Raw genomic sequence first — 16,834 nt, forward strand, 5'->3', positions numbered from 1 at the left:
TGGAGAGCATGGTGAATTCGCGCGCCACGGGTTCACCGGCCGTCTCCCAGGAAGTAACGCAGGTAGCGCTCGTCCACCCGGTCCAGCGGCAGCAGCACGAAGAAGTCGGCGACCCCGAACTCCGGGTCGTGGGCGGGCGGCCCGCACACCCACGCCCCGAGCCGCAGGTAGCCGCGCAGCAGTGGCGGCAGCAGGGCGTAGGTCGGCCGGTCGACGCCTTCGGCGGGCGTCCACGGCCGGTGCGGCTGCACGCGGTACTCGGCGGGCGCGGCGTGCCTTTCCTCGGCGATTCGCCAGGTCGCCGACGCGGCGCGGCCGCCGTCGGCGAGCGGCACCGACGCGCAGCCCGCGAGGTAACGGTGCCCCGACAGCAGCGTGTACCGCGCGAGCGCCGACCACATCAGGTTGATCACTGCTCCGCCGCGGTGGTCGGGGTGCACGCACGAGCGCCCCGCCTCGACCAGCGAGCCACGCAGCGGGTCGAGGTTCCCGACGTCGAACTCGCCGGCCGAGTAGAGCCGGTCGGTGCGTCCGGGCGGCAGCAGCCGGTAGGTGCCCACGACCTCGCCGGTCGGCTCGTGCTCGACGATCAGGTGGTCGCAGACGTCGTCGAAGGAGTCGGTGTCGAGCCCGCACGGCAGCGTCGCTCCCAGCTCACCGCCGAACACGGTGGTGCGCAGGCGCTGCGCGGCACGGATCTGCTCCGGCGTGTGCGCGATCGAGGCCGCGTAGGCCGTTCTCGGTACCGTGGAGAGCGAGGGCATGGGTGTCTCCGTTCGTCGCGAAGGGACCCCGTTCGGCGCGTGGACAGCGCTCAGCCGCACGGGGTGCTCATGTCTTCGGGGGTCGCCGAGTGGCCGCTCGGCGACCCCCTCCAGGTGATCGAGACTGGCACCCGTGATCGCGGGTGAACAGAGCCTGAGAGCAATCTCAGGGACAACTCAGGGCAGCCCCTACCTGCTGGCCCTACCTACTTCCGTGTGGCCGCCCGGTGCGACGGAAGACCAGGGCACGGTCAGCTCGCCGAGCCGCCAGCGGTCCCGGCGGCCGAGCACGGGCCAGCCGCGTTCCCGCAGCAGCCGCACCGACTCGGTCCAGCGCGCCCGCGCGCCGAACGCGCCGAAGGGTGCCGCGGTGTCCCAGCAGGCGTCCAGTGTGGACAGGAAGTCGTGCACGCGCTCACCGGGCACGTTCCGGTGGATGAGCGCCTTCGGGAGCCGCTCGGCCACAGTGGACGGTCGGTCGAGCGTGTCCACCTTGCAGGACAACGTCAGCGAGCGCGGCCCCTCGTGCGAGACGCTGACCCAGGAGCACAACCTGCCCACCTCGTCGCACGTGCCCTCCACGAGCAGCCCGCCGGGGGCGATGCCGGTGAGCATGGCCTCCCACGACGGCGCCACATCGTGCTCGGCGTACTGGCGCAGCACGTTGAACGCGCGGACGAGCACCGGCCGCGTGCCGGCCAGCTCGAAACCACCCCGGCGGAAGTCCAGCCGGGGCGGATCGGCCGCGTGCACGGCGGCGGCGACGCGTTCGGGATCCAGCTCCAGCCCCAGCACCCGCACGCCGGGGAACGCGGCGCCGAGCCGCTTGGCGAGCTCCACCGTGGTCACCGGCGAGGCTCCGTAACCGAGATCGACCACCAACGGCGCGGCAGCACCCGCCAGCGCCCGCGCGACTCCCGCGTCGGCGGTGAGCCAGCGGTCGATCCTGCGAAGTCGGTTGGGGTTGGTGGTGCCGCGCGTCGGTGCGCCGATCAGCGTTCGCGCGCGAGCCACTTCGCCGTGAACTTGGCCTCACTGTCGAGCAGGCTCGTCACCTGCTCGGCGATGAAGCCCTCGAGCTTGCCCCCGACGAAGGGGATGCGGACCTTGACCTCGCCGGTGGTGCGCTGCGCGCTGCCGCCATCGCCGTCGGCGGTCAGCTCGGTGCGCGCGGTGATCTCCCCGGGGATCCCGCTGACGTGGGCCTTGATCGTGCCGGTGTAGTGCTCGCCCGAGCCCGACCACGTGTGCTCGCGCTGCACGACGAGGTCGCCCTTGTGGATCGTGCGCACGGCCTGCGGCAGCTTCTCGGCGGGGACGCCCTGCAGCAGGGTGTACCGGACACCGTCGCCGGTCACGGTGTGATCCTTCAGCGTGGCGTTCTTGCCGCCGATCTCCGCGAGGCGGGCGCGCAGAGCGTCCTCACCGGACTGAGCGGCAAGCACGTCGGCGACGCCGTGCGGGAACGTCGCGCGGTGCTCGATACGGGAGGCCATGGCAGGGACAGTACCGTTGCGGGTTGTGAGTGCTGCTGAAACGGTCACCCAGGAGGCTTTGCGCGGGTACACGACGCTGCGGCTCGGTGGCCCAGCGCGGCGGTTCGTGGTCGCGACCACCGACGACGAGCTCGTGTCCACAGTGCGCGAACTGGACGCCGCCGGTGAGCCGCTGCTGCTGCTCGGCGGCGGGTCGAACCTGGTGATCGCCGACGAGGGCTTCGACGGCACCGTGGTGCGCATCGCCACCACCGGCTGGGACGGCGAGCGCGTGGCAGCGGGGCAGAACTGGGACGACTACGTCGCGGCCACGGTCGCCGACGGCATAGGTGGGCTGGAGTGCCTCTCCGGCATCCCCGGCTCGGCGGGGGCGACGCCGATCCAGAACGTCGGCGCCTACGGCTGCGAGATCAGCGAGGTGCTGCACTCGATCGACTTCTACGACCGGCGCACCGGCGAGGTCAGCACCATCCCGGCCGCCGAGCTGGGCTTCGCCTACCGCACCAGCGTGCTCAAGGGCACCGATGCCGGGATCGTCCTCGGCGTCCGGTTCGCCCTGCGTGCCGACGGCCTCTCGGCCCCGGTTCGCTACGCCGAGCTGGCCCGCACGCTCGGCGTCGACATCGGCGCGCGCGTGCCCGTCGAATCGGCCCGCGACGCCGTACTCGCGCTGCGCAGGGGCAAGGGCATGGTGCTCGACGCCGCCGACCACGACACGTGGAGCGCGGGCTCGTTCTTCACCAACCCGATCGTCCCCGACGCCGACGTCTCCGCGGTGCTCGCGCGGATCGCCGAGGTCGTCGGCGCCGACACCGCCGTGCCGCAGTACCCCGCGCAGGGTGGGGTGAAGCTGTCGGCGGCGTGGCTCATCGAGCGGGCCGGCTTCGGCAAGGGGCACCAGGGCCCCGGCGGCAGGGTGTCGCTGTCGACGAAGCACACGCTCGCGCTCACCAACAGGGGCACCGCGAGCACCGGCGACCTGCTCACACTGGCACGCGAGGTCCGCGACGGAGTGCGTGACCGCTTCGGCGTGACCCTGCACCCGGAACCCCTGCTGATCAACTGCACGCTCTGAGCCCGGAGCGGCTCAGGTGCGGTGGAAGCGGGAGCCGTCGAGCTGGGCCCTCGGCTTGATGACGATCTGGTCGAGGTTGACGTGCGAGGGCCGGGTCGCGGCGAAGGCGATCACGTCGGCCACGTCCTCCGCGGTCAGCGGCTGCAGACCCTGGTAGACCTTCCCGGCCCGCTCGGCGTCGCCGTCGAAGCGGTTGAGCGAGAAGTCCGTTTCCACCATGCCGGGCACGATCTCGGTGATCCGGACCGGCTCGCCGAAGTGCTCGGAGCGCAGCGTCCGGTGCAGCGCCGACTGCGCGTGCTTGGCCGAGGTGTAGCCAGCGCCGCCGTCGTAGACCTCGTGCCCGGCGACCGAGGTCACCGTGAGCACGTGCCCGTCGCCGGAGGCCACCAGTTTCGGCAGCAGCGCCTTCGTCAGGCGCAGAGTGCCGAGCACGTTGGTCTCCCACATCCAGCGCCAGTGCTCCTCGTCGGCGGCTTCGACGCGTTCGAGCCCACGCGCGCCACCGGCGTTGTTGACGAGCACGTGGCACTCTGGGATCTGGGCGACGAACGAGGCAACGGACTCCGCGTCTGTGACGTCCAGTTGATGTGCGGTCCCGGAGAGTTCCGCGGCCAGCGACCGCAGCCGGTCGAGCCGCCGCGCGCCAAGTACGACGTGGAAACCGGCCTTGGCCAGTGCCCTTGCGGTCGCCGCGCCAATGCCGGCGCTGGCTCCGGTGATGACAGCGGTTCGCGTGCTCATGGGGTGCATGCTGCCAGGTAACGTTGGACAGCTCACGCGCGGTTTCTCCAGCGGGTGCAACAGGAGGATGACAGGTGATCGAACGGCGCACGGTCTTCAGAGCCGCGATGGCAGCGGGCTCGGCCGGACTGCTCGCGGCCTGCTCGGGGCAGACAGGCGGGACGGCTGAGGTCAACCAGGCGCACGTGCCGCCCAAGGCTCGGCTGACCGCCGATCCGGCCGTCGACGCCAAGGACGTTTCCGTCGTGAAACCGGTCACGGTCACCGTGAAGGAGGGCACGTTCACGGAGGTGAAGCTCACCAACGCCGAAGGCGCCGAGGTGAAGGGCGAGCTGAACCCCGAGAAGACCACGTGGACGAGCGCGGAGCCGCTCGGCTACGGCAAGACCTACACCTACTCGGCCAAGGCCAGGGGCAGCGACAACAAGACCGCCGAGCTCACCGGCAGCTTCGCCACCGTCACCCCCGCCAAGGAGGTGCGGGCCACGCTGAACCCCGTCGACCACGCCGAGGTCGGCGTCGCCATGCCGATCAGCGTCAAGTTCGCCGAGGCCATCACCGACCGCGCCGCCGCGCAGCGCGCGCTCACGGTGGAGACGTCCACCGACGTCGAGGGCGCGTGGGCGTGGCTGTCCGACCGACAGGTGGACTGGCGGCCGAGGGAGTACTGGCCTGCCAACACTCAGGTCAACGTCAGCGCGAAGCTCTACGGCGTGCACTACGGCAACGGCGCCTACGGCAAGGCCGACGTCACCACCACGTTCACCATCGGCCGCAACCAGGTGGTGAAGGTCCACACCCCCGAGCACCGCATGCGCGTCTACCGCGACGGCAACGAGGTCGCCAACTACCCGTGCAGCAACGGCAGGGACGCCGACCCGAACCTCAACACCCCCAACGGCACCGTGATCGTCATGACCAGGGAGCCGACGTCGATCTTCGACAACGAGCGCTACGGCTACGCCGACCTCGAGAAGAAGTGGTGCTGCCGGATCTCCAACCACGGCGAGTACATCCACGAGAACGAGGAGAACCGCGCCAACATCGGCAGGGCCAACACCTCGCACGGCTGCATCAACCTGCTGGAGGCCGACGCCAAGGCCTACTTCGACTCGGCCCTGATCGGCGACCCGGTGGAGGTCACCGGCTCGAAGGCGAACTTCCCCACCACGTCGGACGTGATGGACTGGCTGCTCGACTGGGAGACCTGGAAGTCCATGTCGGCCCTCTGAGGGCTGGCCTGGCAGCCCCGGTGCCTGCTGCGCCCGCTCGCGACGGCAGTGGGTTGCCAGACCAGCGCTGGGGCCACCCATGTAGACAAGTACGCATGAGAACCGAGGTCGTCGGCGCCGGTGGCGTCCGCATCGGCGTGCGTGTCGAGGGCAACGAGAGCGCGCCCGCCATCCTGTTCGTGCACGGCTGGGCGCAGTCGGCCAGTGCGTGGGACCTGCAGTTCGCCGACCCCGAGCTGCGCAGACGCTTCCGGCTCGTCGCCATGGACCTGCGCGGACACGGCTCGTCGGACGTGCCGCACGGCGGCTTCGACGACCCGGCGACGTGGGCGGGCGACCTCGCTTCGGTGCTGCGTTTCGCGGGCGAGCCCGCTGTGGTGGTCGGCTGGTCCTACGGCGGGCTGGTGATCACCGACTATCTGCGCGTCCACGGCACTCGCGGCCTGTCGGGCATCGTGCTCGTCGGCGCGATCACCGAGATCGGCAGGAACCACCCCGGCGGCCTCGTCGGGCCCGCCATGCGGGCCGCGCTGCCGGCCGCACTGTCCGACGACCTCGCCGTCGCGCTACCCGCGCTGACCGCCTTCAGCGAGGGCATGGCCGCGAGGGAGGTGCCGGGTCCGCTGGCCCAGGCACTGCTCGGCACGGCACTCGCCGTGCCGCCCGCCGTGCGCGGCGCGCTGTTCCGGCGCGACGTCGACAGCGCGGACGTGCTGGAGTCGGTCGACGTCCCGACGCTGGTGGTGCACGGCACCGACGACGCCGTGGTGGACCCGCGCGCCGGTGAGTACGCGGCGGGGAAGATACCGGGGGCCGATTCGCGTTCTTTTCATGGTGTAGGCCATTTACCGTTCGTCGAGGCCGCGGAGGAGTTCAACACGAGCCTGCTCTCCTTCGCCGAGCAGCGGGCGTCCGCCGACGCCCGGACAGAAAGGTGATTCGGTGACGATCTCCTGGTACCGGACGGCATCGCTGCCGCGCCGGGTCGCGGTGCTGTCCGTGCACACCTCGCCGTTGGAGCAGCCGGGAACCGGCGACGCGGGTGGGATGAACGTCTACATCACGCAGACGGCCGTGGAGATGGCCCGCAGAGGGGTGAGCGTCGAGGTCTTCACCCGCGCCACCTCCTCCGACCAGCCACCGATCGCCGAACTGGCTCCCGGCGTGCTCGTGCGGCACATCCCGGCGGGGCCGTTCGAGCCGCTCGAACGCGGTGAGCTGCCCGCGCAGCTGTGCGCGTTCACGTCGGGCGTGCTGCGCACCGAGGCCTTCCACGAGCCCGGCTACTACGACCTGATCCACTCGCATTACTGGCTGTCCGGACAGGTCGGCTGGCTCGCGCGGGACCGCTGGGGCGTGCCGCTCGTGCACACCGCCCACACGTGGGCGAAGGTCAAGAACGCGGCGCTCGCCGACGGTGACTCGCCGGAGCCGCGCACGCGGGTGATCGGCGAGGAGCAGGTGGTGGCCGAGGCCGACCGGCTCGTGGTCAACACCGATGTCGAGGCCAGCCAGCTCATCGAGCTCTACGACGCCGATCCGGGAACGGTGAGCACCGTCTCGCCGGGCGTGGACCTGGAGCGGTTCCGGCCGGGCTCGCGAGCGCGGGCCCGCGACGCGCTCGGTCTGCCCCGCGATGCCGTGGTGCTGGCCTTCGCAGGCCGCATCCAGCCGCTGAAGGCGCCGGACGTGCTGCTACGTGCCGCCGCGGAACTGCTGGACCGCGACCCCGCCCTGCGCGACCGGCTCGTCGTGCTGGTCGCGGGAGGCCCTTCGGGCACGGGGCTGGAGCAGCCGCAGGCGCTCAAGGAGCTGGCGGACACCCTCGGCATCGCCGACCTGACCCGCTTCCTGCCGCCACAGGCTGGTGACGCGCTCGTGGACGTCTACCGGGCCGCCGACGTGGTGGCGGTGCCGAGCTACAACGAGTCGTTCGGGCTCGTCGCGCTGGAGGCGCAGGCGTGCGGAACACCGGTGGTGGCCGCCGAGGTGGGCGGGTTGCCGGTGGCCGTGAGCCACGGCGTGTCCGGGCTGCTGGTGCCCTCGCACCGGGCGCAGGACTGGGCCGGCGCGCTGCAGGAGGTCGCATTGGACCCACGCAGGCACGCGGAGCTGTCGAGGGGCGCGCTGAGCCACGCGAGCCGGTTCGCCTGGCAGCGCTCGACCGACGCGCTGCTCGACGCCTACGCCGAGGCGACGAGCGCCTTCCAGCAGGCCGCGCTCGGAGTGGCCGTATGACCGTGGACGACACCATCAAGGCCACGCTCGACAACGCTGAGCTCACCTACGACCGCAGGGGCGACGGCGTCTACTTCGTCACCCTGCCCGGCACGAAGAAGCTGCAGACCAACTGCTGGCTCGTCGCACGCGAGCACTCGTTCGCCATCGAGGCGTTCGTGTGCAGGCGGCCCGACGAGGCGCACGAGGAGGTCTACCGCTTCCTGCTGCGCCGCAACGCCAAGCTTTACGGCGTCCATTACACGATCGACGCCGTCGGCGACATCTACCTGGTGGGCAGGTTCGGCCTGGACACGGTCACCGAAACCGAGCTGGACAAGCTGCTGGGCCAGATCCTCGAGGCCGCGGACGGCGACTTCAACACCCTCCTGGAGATGGGCTTCGCAAGCTCGATCCGGCGCGAGTGGGACTGGCGAGTCTCCCGAGGAGAGTCGCTGGCCAACCTCCAGGCCTTCAAACACCTCATCGAACCGGAAACCCCGCACCACCCCGGCTCGCTAACAGACTGACGGCCGCTGCTCCCTCACCGACGGACCGCTGCCGGTCCAGCCGTGCCCAGCGCGCGCCAGGCTCCCTCACCGGGACCGCCGCTGGTCCAAGCAAGCCGTGCCCAGCGCGCGGACCAGGCTCCCTCATCGACGGACCGCTGCTGGTCCAAGCAAGCCGTGCCCAGCGCGCGGACCAGGCTCCCTCATCGACGAACCGCTGCTGGTCCAAGCAAGCCGTGCCCAGCGCGCGCCAAAGGTGAGGAGCTCGCACCGTGGGGGGTCCGGGGGGCTCGGCCCCCGGGTACAACGGCGAAGCGAGAAGCGAAGCCGCGAAGCGGCGAGCAGGGCTCCCCGTCGCGGAGCGGCTCGAGGGAGGGGGGAGTCGCGAACTCGAGCCGCCCCGCTGACGTTCCCGCCGCGTGGACCCGGTGGCGAGGGGGATGCCAACGGGGCCGGCGGGCGCAGCTCGGCAGGGGGGAGACGAGCTGCGTCTGTGCCCGCGTACGGCCGGGGAGTGCGTGGATTCCGGCCGCGCGGGTTGGTAGTCAACTTGTCAGACTCGGGACTGTAATCACAAGACTACTGGTTACCCCGATCGGGTGAATTTTCGACGTATCGTTAACGCAACGCGACACTGTTAACTCAGCCGAAATCTTGTTGGCGATCCGCCTAGCGAACGAGTGAACAGCCCGCCCTCACCCGTGCCACTCTCGGTAGAGCGCTGGCCAGGCCGTCTGGCGCGGTCGGCATTCTGGCAGGCTTGGCATCATGGCCGAACTTGGGACACTGGTGCTGCTGCGACACGGGCAGAGCACGTGGAACGCGGAAAACCTGTTCACGGGCTGGGTCGACGTGCCGCTGTCCGAGCTGGGCGAGGGCGAGGCTCGCCGCGGCGGTGAGCTGCTCGCGGAGACGGGTCTGCTGCCCGACGTCGTCCACACGTCCCTGCTGCGGAGGGCCATCTCGACCGCCAACATCGCGCTCGACGTGGCCGACCGGCACTGGATCGAGGTGAAGCGCGACTGGCGGCTCAACGAGCGGCACTACGGCGCGCTGCAGGGCAAGAACAAGAAGCAGACCCTCGACGAGTACGGCGAGGAGCAGTTCATGCTCTGGCGCCGCTCCTACGACACCCCGCCCCCGCCGATCGAGCCCGGCAGCGAGTACAGCCAGGACGGCGACGCGCGCTACGCGGGCCTCGGCGGTGAGATGCCGCTGACCGAGTGCCTCAAGGATGTGGTCGCGCGGATGCTGCCCTACTGGGACTCCGCGATCGTGCCCGACCTGCGCGCAGGCAAGAACGTGCTGGTCGCCGCGCACGGCAACTCGCTGCGTGCGCTGGTGAAGCACCTCGACGGCATCTCCGACAGCGACATCGCCGGCCTCAACATCCCCACCGGCATCCCGCTGCGCTACGACCTCGACGCCGACCTCAAGCCGACCAACCCCGGCGGCACCTACCTCGACCCCGAGGCCGCCAAGGAGGCCGCCGCCGCGGTCGCCAACCAGGGCCGCTGACCCACGCCCCAACCGCAGTGAAGGCCACCATGCCTGCGCCCAACGCAGTGAAGGCCACCATGCCTGCGTTCAACGCAGTGAAGGTGGCCTTCACTGCATCGGGGGTCGCCTCTCAGGGCCGCCATCAGCTCGGTCACTCTGCGGCCCGGCGCACCTGGAGCGGGACGTGGCCGCCGGGGCGTTATGACTCTCCGAACACGAGCTGTTGACGTTGAACTCGATCGAATGATCCGAATTTGGCGCCGAGATCGACGGAGTGCGACCGCCAGGTGAACCACGGCTGACGTGGGGGCGAACAAGTGCCCCGCAGGTGTCACGGCCGTCACGAGAAGGCAGCCAACACTAGGCCGACTACCCACTCGGGTGCTTACGATGCCACCGTGACGGCGCCTGCATGGTTTGCGCTGGCCACCGCCGCGCTGGTGGTCGGCCTTGTCGTCGGTTTCCTTTTCGGCCGGACCCGCTCCGGCGGCTCCGAGCGGAGGCCGACCGGCCCGACCGCGGCTGAGTTGCTCGAACGGTTCGTCCGCTCCTCGAACAACGGCGTCCTGATCCTCAACCGCTTCGGCGACCTGGTGCTGCACAACAAGCGCGCCGAGGCCCTCGGCCTCATCCGGCTCAACCAGGCCGACGCCCGCGCCCGCAAAGCCGCCGAGCAGGTGATCGAGACCGGCGACCCGCTGGAGATCGATCTCTCGCCGCTCGCGGTGCGCGGGCGCCAGCCCGAGGCCGTGGTCGCCGAGGTCCGGCCGCTGGACGACGGGTTCACGGTGGTCGAGGCCGTCGACCACTCCGAGGCCGTGCGGCTGGAGGCCACCCGGCGCGACTTCGTCGCGAACGTCAGTCACGAGCTCAAGACCCCGGTCGGGGCCATCGCGCTGCTGGCCGAAGCCGTGCTCGACGCCGTGGACGACACCGACGAGGTGCGCCGCTTCGGGGAGAAGATCCTGCGCGAGTCCACCCGGCTCGGCAAGCTCGTCACCGAGCTGATCGCGCTGTCGCGGCTGCAGGGCGCCGAGCGGCTGCCCGAACTGAACGTCGTGGAGGTCGACGCCGTCGTGCGTGAGGCGCTCGGCCGCACCAAGCTGGCCGCCGAGTCGGCCGAGATCACCGTTACCACCGACGGCCCCAGCGGGCTGCTCGTCGAGGGTGACCGCACTCTGCTGGTCACCGCGCTGTCGAACCTGCTGGAGAACGCCGTCGCCTACTCGCCGCAGGGCAGCCCCGTCTCGATCAGCAGGCGGCTCGTCGACTCCTTCATCGAGATCGCCGTCACCGACCGTGGCATCGGCATCGCCGAGGAGGAGCAGCAGCGCGTCTTCGAGCGGTTCTACCGCGCCGACAAGGCGCGCTCGCGGGCCACCGGCGGCACCGGCCTCGGTCTCGCGATCGTCAAGCACGTCGCCGCCAACCACGGCGGCGAGGTGCGCCTGTGGAGCAGCCAGGGGGTCGGCTCCACCTTCACGCTGCGCATACCCGCGCACGCCAGCGCCGAGAACGCGTCCGCGCCTGCCCCCAGGCAGGAACGCGAACCCGGGCCTCTGGTGGCGACCGGACCGGAAAGCGCCGAACAGGGAGGAACCACGCCGTGACGAGGGTGCTGATCGTCGAGGACGAGGAGTCGTTCGCCGACCCGCTCGCCTTCCTGCTGAGGAAGGAGGGCTTCACCGCCGCCGTGGCCACCAACGGCCAGCAGGCGCTCGACGAGTTCGACCGCAACGGTGCCGACATCGTGCTGCTCGACCTCATGCTGCCCGGGATGAGCGGCACCGACGTGTGCAAGCAGCTGCGCCAGCGCTCGGCCGTGCCGGTGATCATGGTGACCGCGCGCGACAGCGAGATCGACAAGGTGGTCGGCCTCGAGCTGGGCGCCGACGACTACGTGACGAAGCCGTACTCGGCGCGCGAGCTGATCGCCAGGGTCCGGGCCGTGCTGAGGCGCGGCGGCGAGACCGGCGGCACCGAAGGCGAGCTGGCACCGCTGGTGCTCGCGGCCGGCCCGGTGCGGATGGATGTCGAGCGGCACGTCGTGACCGTGGACGGCGAGGAGGTCTCGCTGCCGCTCAAGGAGTTCGACCTGCTCGAGTACCTGCTCCGCAACGTCGGCCGGGTACTCACGCGAGGGCAGCTCATCGATCGCGTGTGGGGCGCCGACTACGTCGGTGACACCAAGACGCTCGACGTTCACGTCAAGCGGCTGCGGTCCAAGATCGAGCCCGATCCGGGCTCTCCCCGGCACCTCGTCACCGTGCGCGGGCTCGGCTACAAGTTCGAGACGTGACCAGCGAGGCGCCGCACGGTCCCGAGGCCGGGTACCGTAGAACCTCGTGCGCCTAGGGGTACTCGACGTCGGGTCGAACACCGTCCACCTGCTGGTGGTGGACGCCCATCGGGGTGCCCACCCCACGCCGATGCATTCCGAGAAGACCGTGCTGCGGCTCGCGGAGCAGATCAACAAGAACGGTGAGCTGAGCAAGAAGGGCATCGACGACCTGGTCGAGGCTGTCGAGTCCGCGAAGGAGGCGGCGAAGCGGCTGGGGTGCGAGGAGGTCATGGCCTTCGCGACCTCGGCGGTGCGTGAGGCGAGCAACGCGGGCAAGGTCCTGCGGAAGGTGGCCGATGAGACCGGCGTCGAGCTGCGGGTTCTCACCGGCGAGCAGGAGGCCCGGCTGACGTTCCTCGCCGTGCGCCGCTGGTACGGCTGGTCGGCGGGACAGCTGCTGGTGCTCGACATCGGTGGCGGCTCGCTCGAGGTCGCGATGGGCATCGACGAGGAGCCGGAGCTGGCCGAGTCGCTGCCGCTCGGGGCGGGCAGGCTCACGCGGACCCGGTTCAGCAAGGACCCGCCGACGCGCTCGGAGCTGGTCGCGACATCGGCCTGGCTGGAGGACCAGCTCGGCGACCTCGCGAAGAGGATCTCCAAGCTCGGCGAGCCGGACCGGGTGGTGGCAACGTCGAAGACGTTCCGTTCGCTCGCGCGGCTCGCCGGTGCGGCTCCGTCCGCGGCGGGCCCCCGCGTGCGGCGGGTGCTCACCGACACGGCACTGCGGCAGCTCATCTCGTTCATCTCCCGCATGTCCTCCGACGACCTCGCCGAGCTGGAGGGCGTCAGCGCGGGAAGGGCACACCAGCTCGTGGCGGGGGCTCTCGTGGCGCAGGCCACGATGCGAGCCCTGTCACTGGAAACTTTGGAAATATGCCCTTGGGCACTGCGTGAGGGTGTGATTCTGCGACGGCTGGACCACTCGAACGGCGCGGACCAGACTGCATTGATGACCGGCCAGGGTCGGCACGGATGACGCCTGGGTTCACACTGGACGTAGACAACAGGCGACGGGCACGGTGGAAAGGATGACTCGAGACAGCGAGGGCGAGCGGCCCCAGAAGACGGTGGCCGAGCTACTCGCCCAACATGGCGGACAGGTCGGCGGCGCACCGCGCCGTCGGCGACGTCGCGCTGCCGACGATGACGACGCGCCGAGCATCAGCGACACGGCGCCCCAGGCGATCATCGACCGAGTGCGGGCCGAGGGCCCGCCACCTCCCGGTGTCGGCAGGCGCAACGGCGCCGCGCCGGCCCCGCCACCCCCGGCGGAGCAGACCGACGAGGCACCCCCGGCGCGGGGCGGCAGACCACCGAGGGTGCCCCCGCCCCCTCAGGGCGGCACCGGCGGCTATCCGGTTCCTCCTCCGCAGGCACCCGAGGAGGGGGGCAGGCCGCTGCCGCCGCGACCCCTCAACGGAACTCGCAACGGCATACCCGTTCCCCCCGCCGAGGCGCCGCCCGGCAGGCGTGGACCTTCGCCGGAGCCCCCGGGCTCGGAGGGCACGCTCTCCGCACGGCTCGACGGTCTCGAAGGGACCGCGGCGGACCAGGGCGGAATGGAACCACCCGCCCCGTCGCGCCCCGGCACGGGCAGGTTCCCGCTGCCACCGCGCAGGCGCAGGCCGCCGCGCGGCACCCCGCCGCCGCCCCCCGAGCCGAGCACGGAGCAGTTCCCCGCCGTCGCGGGCGCGCCGGACACCGACGTCCCGCACCCGGACGAGCCCCCAGCGGGGCTGGCGGGCTGGCGCCGCCGCAGGCAGGACACGCAGAACGAGGACACCGAGGTCGGCGTGATGCCCGTGGTGCCCCCGGCGCCAGCAGGGCCTGAAGAGGACGACGACGAGGGCCCGCCGACCGGGTTCTACACGCCGAACTTCGATGACGACGACGAGGCCGACGGCCCGGACGGCCGCTACCACGCCGGACTCCTCGAGGACGACCCGCTGGGCGAGCAGCGCCCGCACGACCCGTACGCGGCGGACTACGAGGACGACTACGCCTACGACGAAGAGCTCGACGACCGCGACGAGCTGGCGGGCAGCGACCTCGATGAGGACGAGGAGACCGCGTCGCCCGCCAAGCAGTGGCTTGCGCTGGCCGGTCAGCTCGCCCTCGGCGTCGCGGGCGGTGCCGCCGTGTGGCTCGGCTTCAACTGGCTGTGGGGCCAGCTCCCCGCGGCCGCGCTGATCGCCGCGCTGGTGGTCACGGTCGGGCTGGTGTGGATCGTGCGCAAGGTGCGCCGCGCCGAGGACCTGCAGACCACGGTGCTGGCACTGCTCGTCGGGCTCGTGGTCACCGTGTCGCCCGCCGCGTTGCTGCTCGTCTCCAGGTAGCGCGTGGCCGCAGCGATTCCCGTCGGGCTGTCGACGGCGTCGGTGTGGCCGCTGCGCGCCCGCACCGGGTTCGAGCTGGCCGCCGCACTCGGCTACGACGGCGTCGAGGTGATGGTGTGGGCTGACCCGGAGAGCCAGAGCGTGCCCGCGCTGCGCAGACTCCGCGACGAGACCGGCGTGCCGGTGCTGTCGATCCACTCGCCGTCGCTGTTGATCACGCAGCGCGTGTGGTCGCCCGACCCCGTGGTGCGCCTTCGCCGCTCGGTGGAGGCCGCGATGGAGCTGGAGGCCCGCACCGTCGTGGTGCACCCCCCGTTTCGCTGGCAGCGCCGCTACGGTGACGCCTTCGCCGACCTTGTCGCCGAGCTGGAGGAGAGCAGCGGCGTCGACATCGCGGTGGAGAACATGTTCAAGGTCCGCCCACCCGGGGGCAGCCGCAACGCGAGGGTGTCGGCGTTCCGCCCCTCGATCGACCCGACCGACGTCGGGTACTCGCACTACACCCTCGACCTGTCCCACAGCGCCGCCGCGGGCATGGACGCGCTGGAGCTGGCCGAGCGCATGGGCGAGGGCTTGACCCATGTGCACCTCGCCGACGGCACCGGGGTGCCGAAGGACGAGCACCTCATGCCGGGCCGGGGCAACCAACCATGCGCTGAGCTGCTCGAACACCTCGCCGCGACCGGTTTCGACGGGCAGGTCGTGCTCGAGGTGAACACACGCGGTGCGCGCAACCTGGCCGAGCGTGCCCGCATGCTCGGCGAGGCGCTGCTGTTCACCCGGCTCCACCTCGGCTGAAACCCAAGATCAACTCGTGCCCTGCCGAGACCTCGTTTCCGCGTATCGGCACGTATGGTCTTGACCGTGGAGCCGTTGCGTTCGTTGATCCTCGCAGCCGCAGGCAACGACACGATCCGGCGCCTGGTGGCCACCGCACCCGGCGCCAGGAGTGTCGTCGCGCGGTTCGTGGCCGGGGAGACCGTCGACGACGCCCTGGCCGCCGTCACGGCGCTCGCCGCCGACGGGCGCCGAGCGACGCTGGACCACCTCGGCGAGAACGCGGGCGATCCCGCGTCGGCGGAGTCGGCCGTCTCCGCCTACCTCAGGCTCCTCGAAGCGCTGCGAGTCAAGGCACTGACCGACCACGCCGAGGTGAGCGTCAAGCTCTCAGCGCTGGGCCTGCGTGCCGACGAGGGCGCAGCCCTCGACCGCGCCGCGCGCATCTGCGCCGCGGCCCACGAAGGCGGCACGACCGTGACCATCGACATGGAGGAGCACGACACCGTCGAAGCCACGCTGCGCGTGGTGCGGGAGCTGCGTCGGACGTGGCCCTCTGTCGGCGCCGTCCTGCAGTCGTACCTGCGCCGGACCGAGGCCGACGCCGCGGAGCTCGCCGTCGACGGCTCTCGAGTGCGGTTGTGCAAGGGCGCCTACGCTGCGCCCTCGACTGTGGCCTTCGCGACGGCGGGCGAAGTGGACCTGAGTTACGTTCGCTGCGCGAACATCCTGCTCGCTGGGGGCGGGTATCCGATGTTCGCCACTCACGACCCCCGGCTCATCGAGGTGCTGGGGGAACGGGTGCGCTGGTACGGGTGCCGCGAGGGCACCTACGAGTACCAGCTGCTGTTCGGGGTCCGGCCTGACGAGCAGCGCAGGCTGGCGGCGGAAGGGGAGACCGTGCGCGTGTACGTGCCGTTCGGCGAGCAGTGGTACGGATACCTGATGCGGAGGCTGGCCGAACGGCCCGCCAACACCGCGTTCTTCCTGCGAGCGCTGGCCAGCCGTTCGTGAGCACCATCGACTACGACCCGACGTCGTTCGGGTCCGCCTGCGAGACCAGGTCCCTCGGCGACGGCACGTTCACGGCGGACCTGCGGCACGAATGGTCCATCGGCGGCCACCCGCACGGCGGGTTCCTCGTGGCCCTGCTCGCCAAGGCCGCCGTCACCGTGCTCGCCGAGCGGGGAGAGCCGCCGATCGACCCCATGGTGGTGAGCGCCGAGTTCCTCCGGCCGCCCGCGATCGGCCCGGTGCTGCTGCGGGCCGACATCCGCAAGATCGGCCGCCGCGCCACCGTGGTCGCGGTCGTGCTGGAGCAGCGTGGCCGCAGCTGCGTCGAGGCCCGCGTGACCGCGGGCAGGCTGCCGGTGCGCAGGCCGGTGTGGAGCGACGTGCCTGCGCTGCCGGCGGAGCCGCCGGCCGGTGCGCACACGCTGTCGGGCGAGACCTCCGAAGGGGTCTTCCACCTCGCGAAGGGCTGCGACGTGCGTGTCGACCCGGCCACGGCCGGCTATCTCAGCGGTCGCACCGGCGACCCGCCGAGGATCCGGCTGTGGGTCCGGCCGCGCGACGGCGAGCCCGACCCGTACTTCGCGCTGCTGGCGGGCGACATCAACCCGCCCGTGGTGTTCAACCTCGGGCGCTTCGGCTGGGCGCCGACCGCGCAGCTCACGGCGTTCGTGCGCACGCGGCCGTCGGCAGGCTGGCTGCGGGTGCTGGCGGAGAGCAGATCGGTGCAGGAGGGCTGGTTCGACTCCGACGCGCTCGTGATCGACGCGCAGGGCCGCATCGTGTGCCAGGCACGGCAACTCGCCCTTTCACCATCGCCCTAGAGTCAGAC

Annotated in this window: 17 protein-coding genes; 13 read left to right on the plus strand and 4 right to left on the minus strand. The window is 71.3% G+C overall.

All coding sequences use genetic code 11. The features are described 5' to 3' along the window. Window positions 1-32: 32 nt before the first annotated feature. The 3 genes from FCN18_RS03435 to FCN18_RS03445 form a co-directional block, all read right to left on the minus strand. On the minus strand, window positions 33-764 hold the full coding sequence (locus FCN18_RS03435) for a GNAT family N-acetyltransferase (protein ID WP_137093193.1): 732 nt from the start codon (window positions 762-764) through the stop codon (window positions 33-35). Between the two features lie 189 nt (window positions 765-953). Continuing rightward, a complete protein-coding gene (locus FCN18_RS03440) occupies window positions 954-1,778 on the minus strand; it encodes a class I SAM-dependent methyltransferase (protein WP_137093195.1) in 825 nt (274 codons plus the stop codon). After that, window positions 1,757-2,260 (minus strand): DUF2505 domain-containing protein, encoded by a 504-nt coding sequence (locus FCN18_RS03445; RefSeq protein ID WP_113641978.1) that lies wholly within the window; start codon window positions 2,258-2,260, stop codon window positions 1,757-1,759. The genes FCN18_RS03440 and FCN18_RS03445 overlap by 22 nt, the downstream gene beginning before the upstream one ends. Before the next feature lie 25 nt (window positions 2,261-2,285). Between FCN18_RS03445 and FCN18_RS03450 the strand changes: the two genes are divergently transcribed. Further along, window positions 2,286-3,335 carry a UDP-N-acetylmuramate dehydrogenase gene (locus tag FCN18_RS03450; protein ID WP_170200498.1) on the plus strand — a complete coding sequence of 350 codons (1,050 nt, stop codon included), beginning with the start codon at window positions 2,286-2,288 and terminating at the stop codon, window positions 3,333-3,335. A gap of 12 nt (window positions 3,336-3,347) precedes the next feature. Here the strand turns inward: FCN18_RS03450 and FCN18_RS03455 are convergent, their stop codons facing one another. Next, the gene (locus tag FCN18_RS03455; RefSeq protein WP_137093197.1) at window positions 3,348-4,079 is read right to left on the minus strand and encodes an SDR family oxidoreductase; all 732 of its coding nucleotides are present in this window, start codon (window positions 4,077-4,079) and stop codon (window positions 3,348-3,350) included. A 74-nt stretch (window positions 4,080-4,153) separates the two neighbouring features. On the opposite strand from FCN18_RS03455, the gene FCN18_RS03460 reads away from it, so the two are divergent. The 12 genes from FCN18_RS03460 (at window position 4,154) to FCN18_RS03515 (ending at window position 16,826) form a co-directional block, all read left to right on the plus strand. Further along, entirely contained in the window at window positions 4,154-5,311 is a 1,158-nt protein-coding gene (locus FCN18_RS03460) for a L,D-transpeptidase (RefSeq protein WP_137093200.1), read from the plus strand. Window positions 5,312-5,406: 95 nt separating this feature from the next. Continuing rightward, window positions 5,407-6,249 carry an alpha/beta fold hydrolase gene (locus tag FCN18_RS03465; protein ID WP_112266425.1) on the plus strand — a complete coding sequence of 281 codons (843 nt, stop codon included), beginning with the start codon at window positions 5,407-5,409 and terminating at the stop codon, window positions 6,247-6,249. 4 nt (window positions 6,250-6,253) lie between these two features. Further along, window positions 6,254-7,549: a D-inositol-3-phosphate glycosyltransferase gene (gene mshA / locus FCN18_RS03470; protein WP_112266427.1), complete on the plus strand. Its 1,296-nt coding sequence runs from the start codon at window positions 6,254-6,256 to the stop codon at window positions 7,547-7,549. Beyond that, window positions 7,546-8,058, plus strand: coding sequence for a type III secretion system chaperone family protein (locus FCN18_RS03475; RefSeq protein WP_137093202.1), 513 nt, complete (start codon window positions 7,546-7,548; stop codon window positions 8,056-8,058). Before mshA ends, FCN18_RS03475 begins: the two co-directional genes overlap by 4 nt. A gap of 747 nt (window positions 8,059-8,805) precedes the next feature. Beyond that, complete coding sequence (locus FCN18_RS03480) at window positions 8,806-9,555, plus strand: phosphoglyceromutase (RefSeq protein ID WP_112266431.1); 750 nt, start codon at window positions 8,806-8,808, stop codon at window positions 9,553-9,555. Window positions 9,556-9,935: 380 nt separating this feature from the next. Beyond that, window positions 9,936-11,147: a sensor histidine kinase gene (locus FCN18_RS03485; RefSeq protein WP_228713607.1), complete on the plus strand. Its 1,212-nt coding sequence runs from the start codon at window positions 9,936-9,938 to the stop codon at window positions 11,145-11,147. Then, window positions 11,144-11,836, plus strand: coding sequence for a response regulator transcription factor (locus FCN18_RS03490; RefSeq protein WP_112266433.1), 693 nt, complete (start codon window positions 11,144-11,146; stop codon window positions 11,834-11,836). Before FCN18_RS03485 ends, FCN18_RS03490 begins: the two co-directional genes overlap by 4 nt. A 46-nt stretch (window positions 11,837-11,882) precedes the next feature. Beyond that, window positions 11,883-12,854, plus strand: coding sequence for a Ppx/GppA phosphatase family protein (locus tag FCN18_RS03495; protein WP_112266435.1), 972 nt, complete (start codon window positions 11,883-11,885; stop codon window positions 12,852-12,854). A gap of 52 nt (window positions 12,855-12,906) precedes the next feature. Continuing rightward, window positions 12,907-14,214 carry a hypothetical protein gene (locus FCN18_RS03500; protein ID WP_137093204.1) on the plus strand — a complete coding sequence of 436 codons (1,308 nt, stop codon included), beginning with the start codon at window positions 12,907-12,909 and terminating at the stop codon, window positions 14,212-14,214. 3 nt (window positions 14,215-14,217) lie between these two features. Next, on the plus strand, window positions 14,218-15,012 hold the full coding sequence (locus FCN18_RS03505) for a sugar phosphate isomerase/epimerase family protein (RefSeq protein WP_112266439.1): 795 nt from the start codon (window positions 14,218-14,220) through the stop codon (window positions 15,010-15,012). 66 nt (window positions 15,013-15,078) lie between these two features. Beyond that, window positions 15,079-16,005 (plus strand): proline dehydrogenase family protein, encoded by a 927-nt coding sequence (locus FCN18_RS03510; RefSeq protein WP_112266816.1) that lies wholly within the window; start codon window positions 15,079-15,081, stop codon window positions 16,003-16,005. After that, window positions 16,002-16,826, plus strand: a complete 825-nt coding sequence (locus tag FCN18_RS03515; RefSeq protein ID WP_112266441.1) for a thioesterase family protein — start codon at window positions 16,002-16,004, stop codon at window positions 16,824-16,826. The genes FCN18_RS03510 and FCN18_RS03515 overlap by 4 nt, the downstream gene beginning before the upstream one ends. The last annotated feature ends 8 nt before the right edge of the window (window positions 16,827-16,834 follow it).

This window comes from Prauserella endophytica, assembly GCF_005146945.1.
In the GTDB taxonomy this organism is placed as follows: Bacteria; Actinomycetota; Actinomycetes; order Mycobacteriales; family Pseudonocardiaceae; genus Prauserella_A; species Prauserella_A endophytica.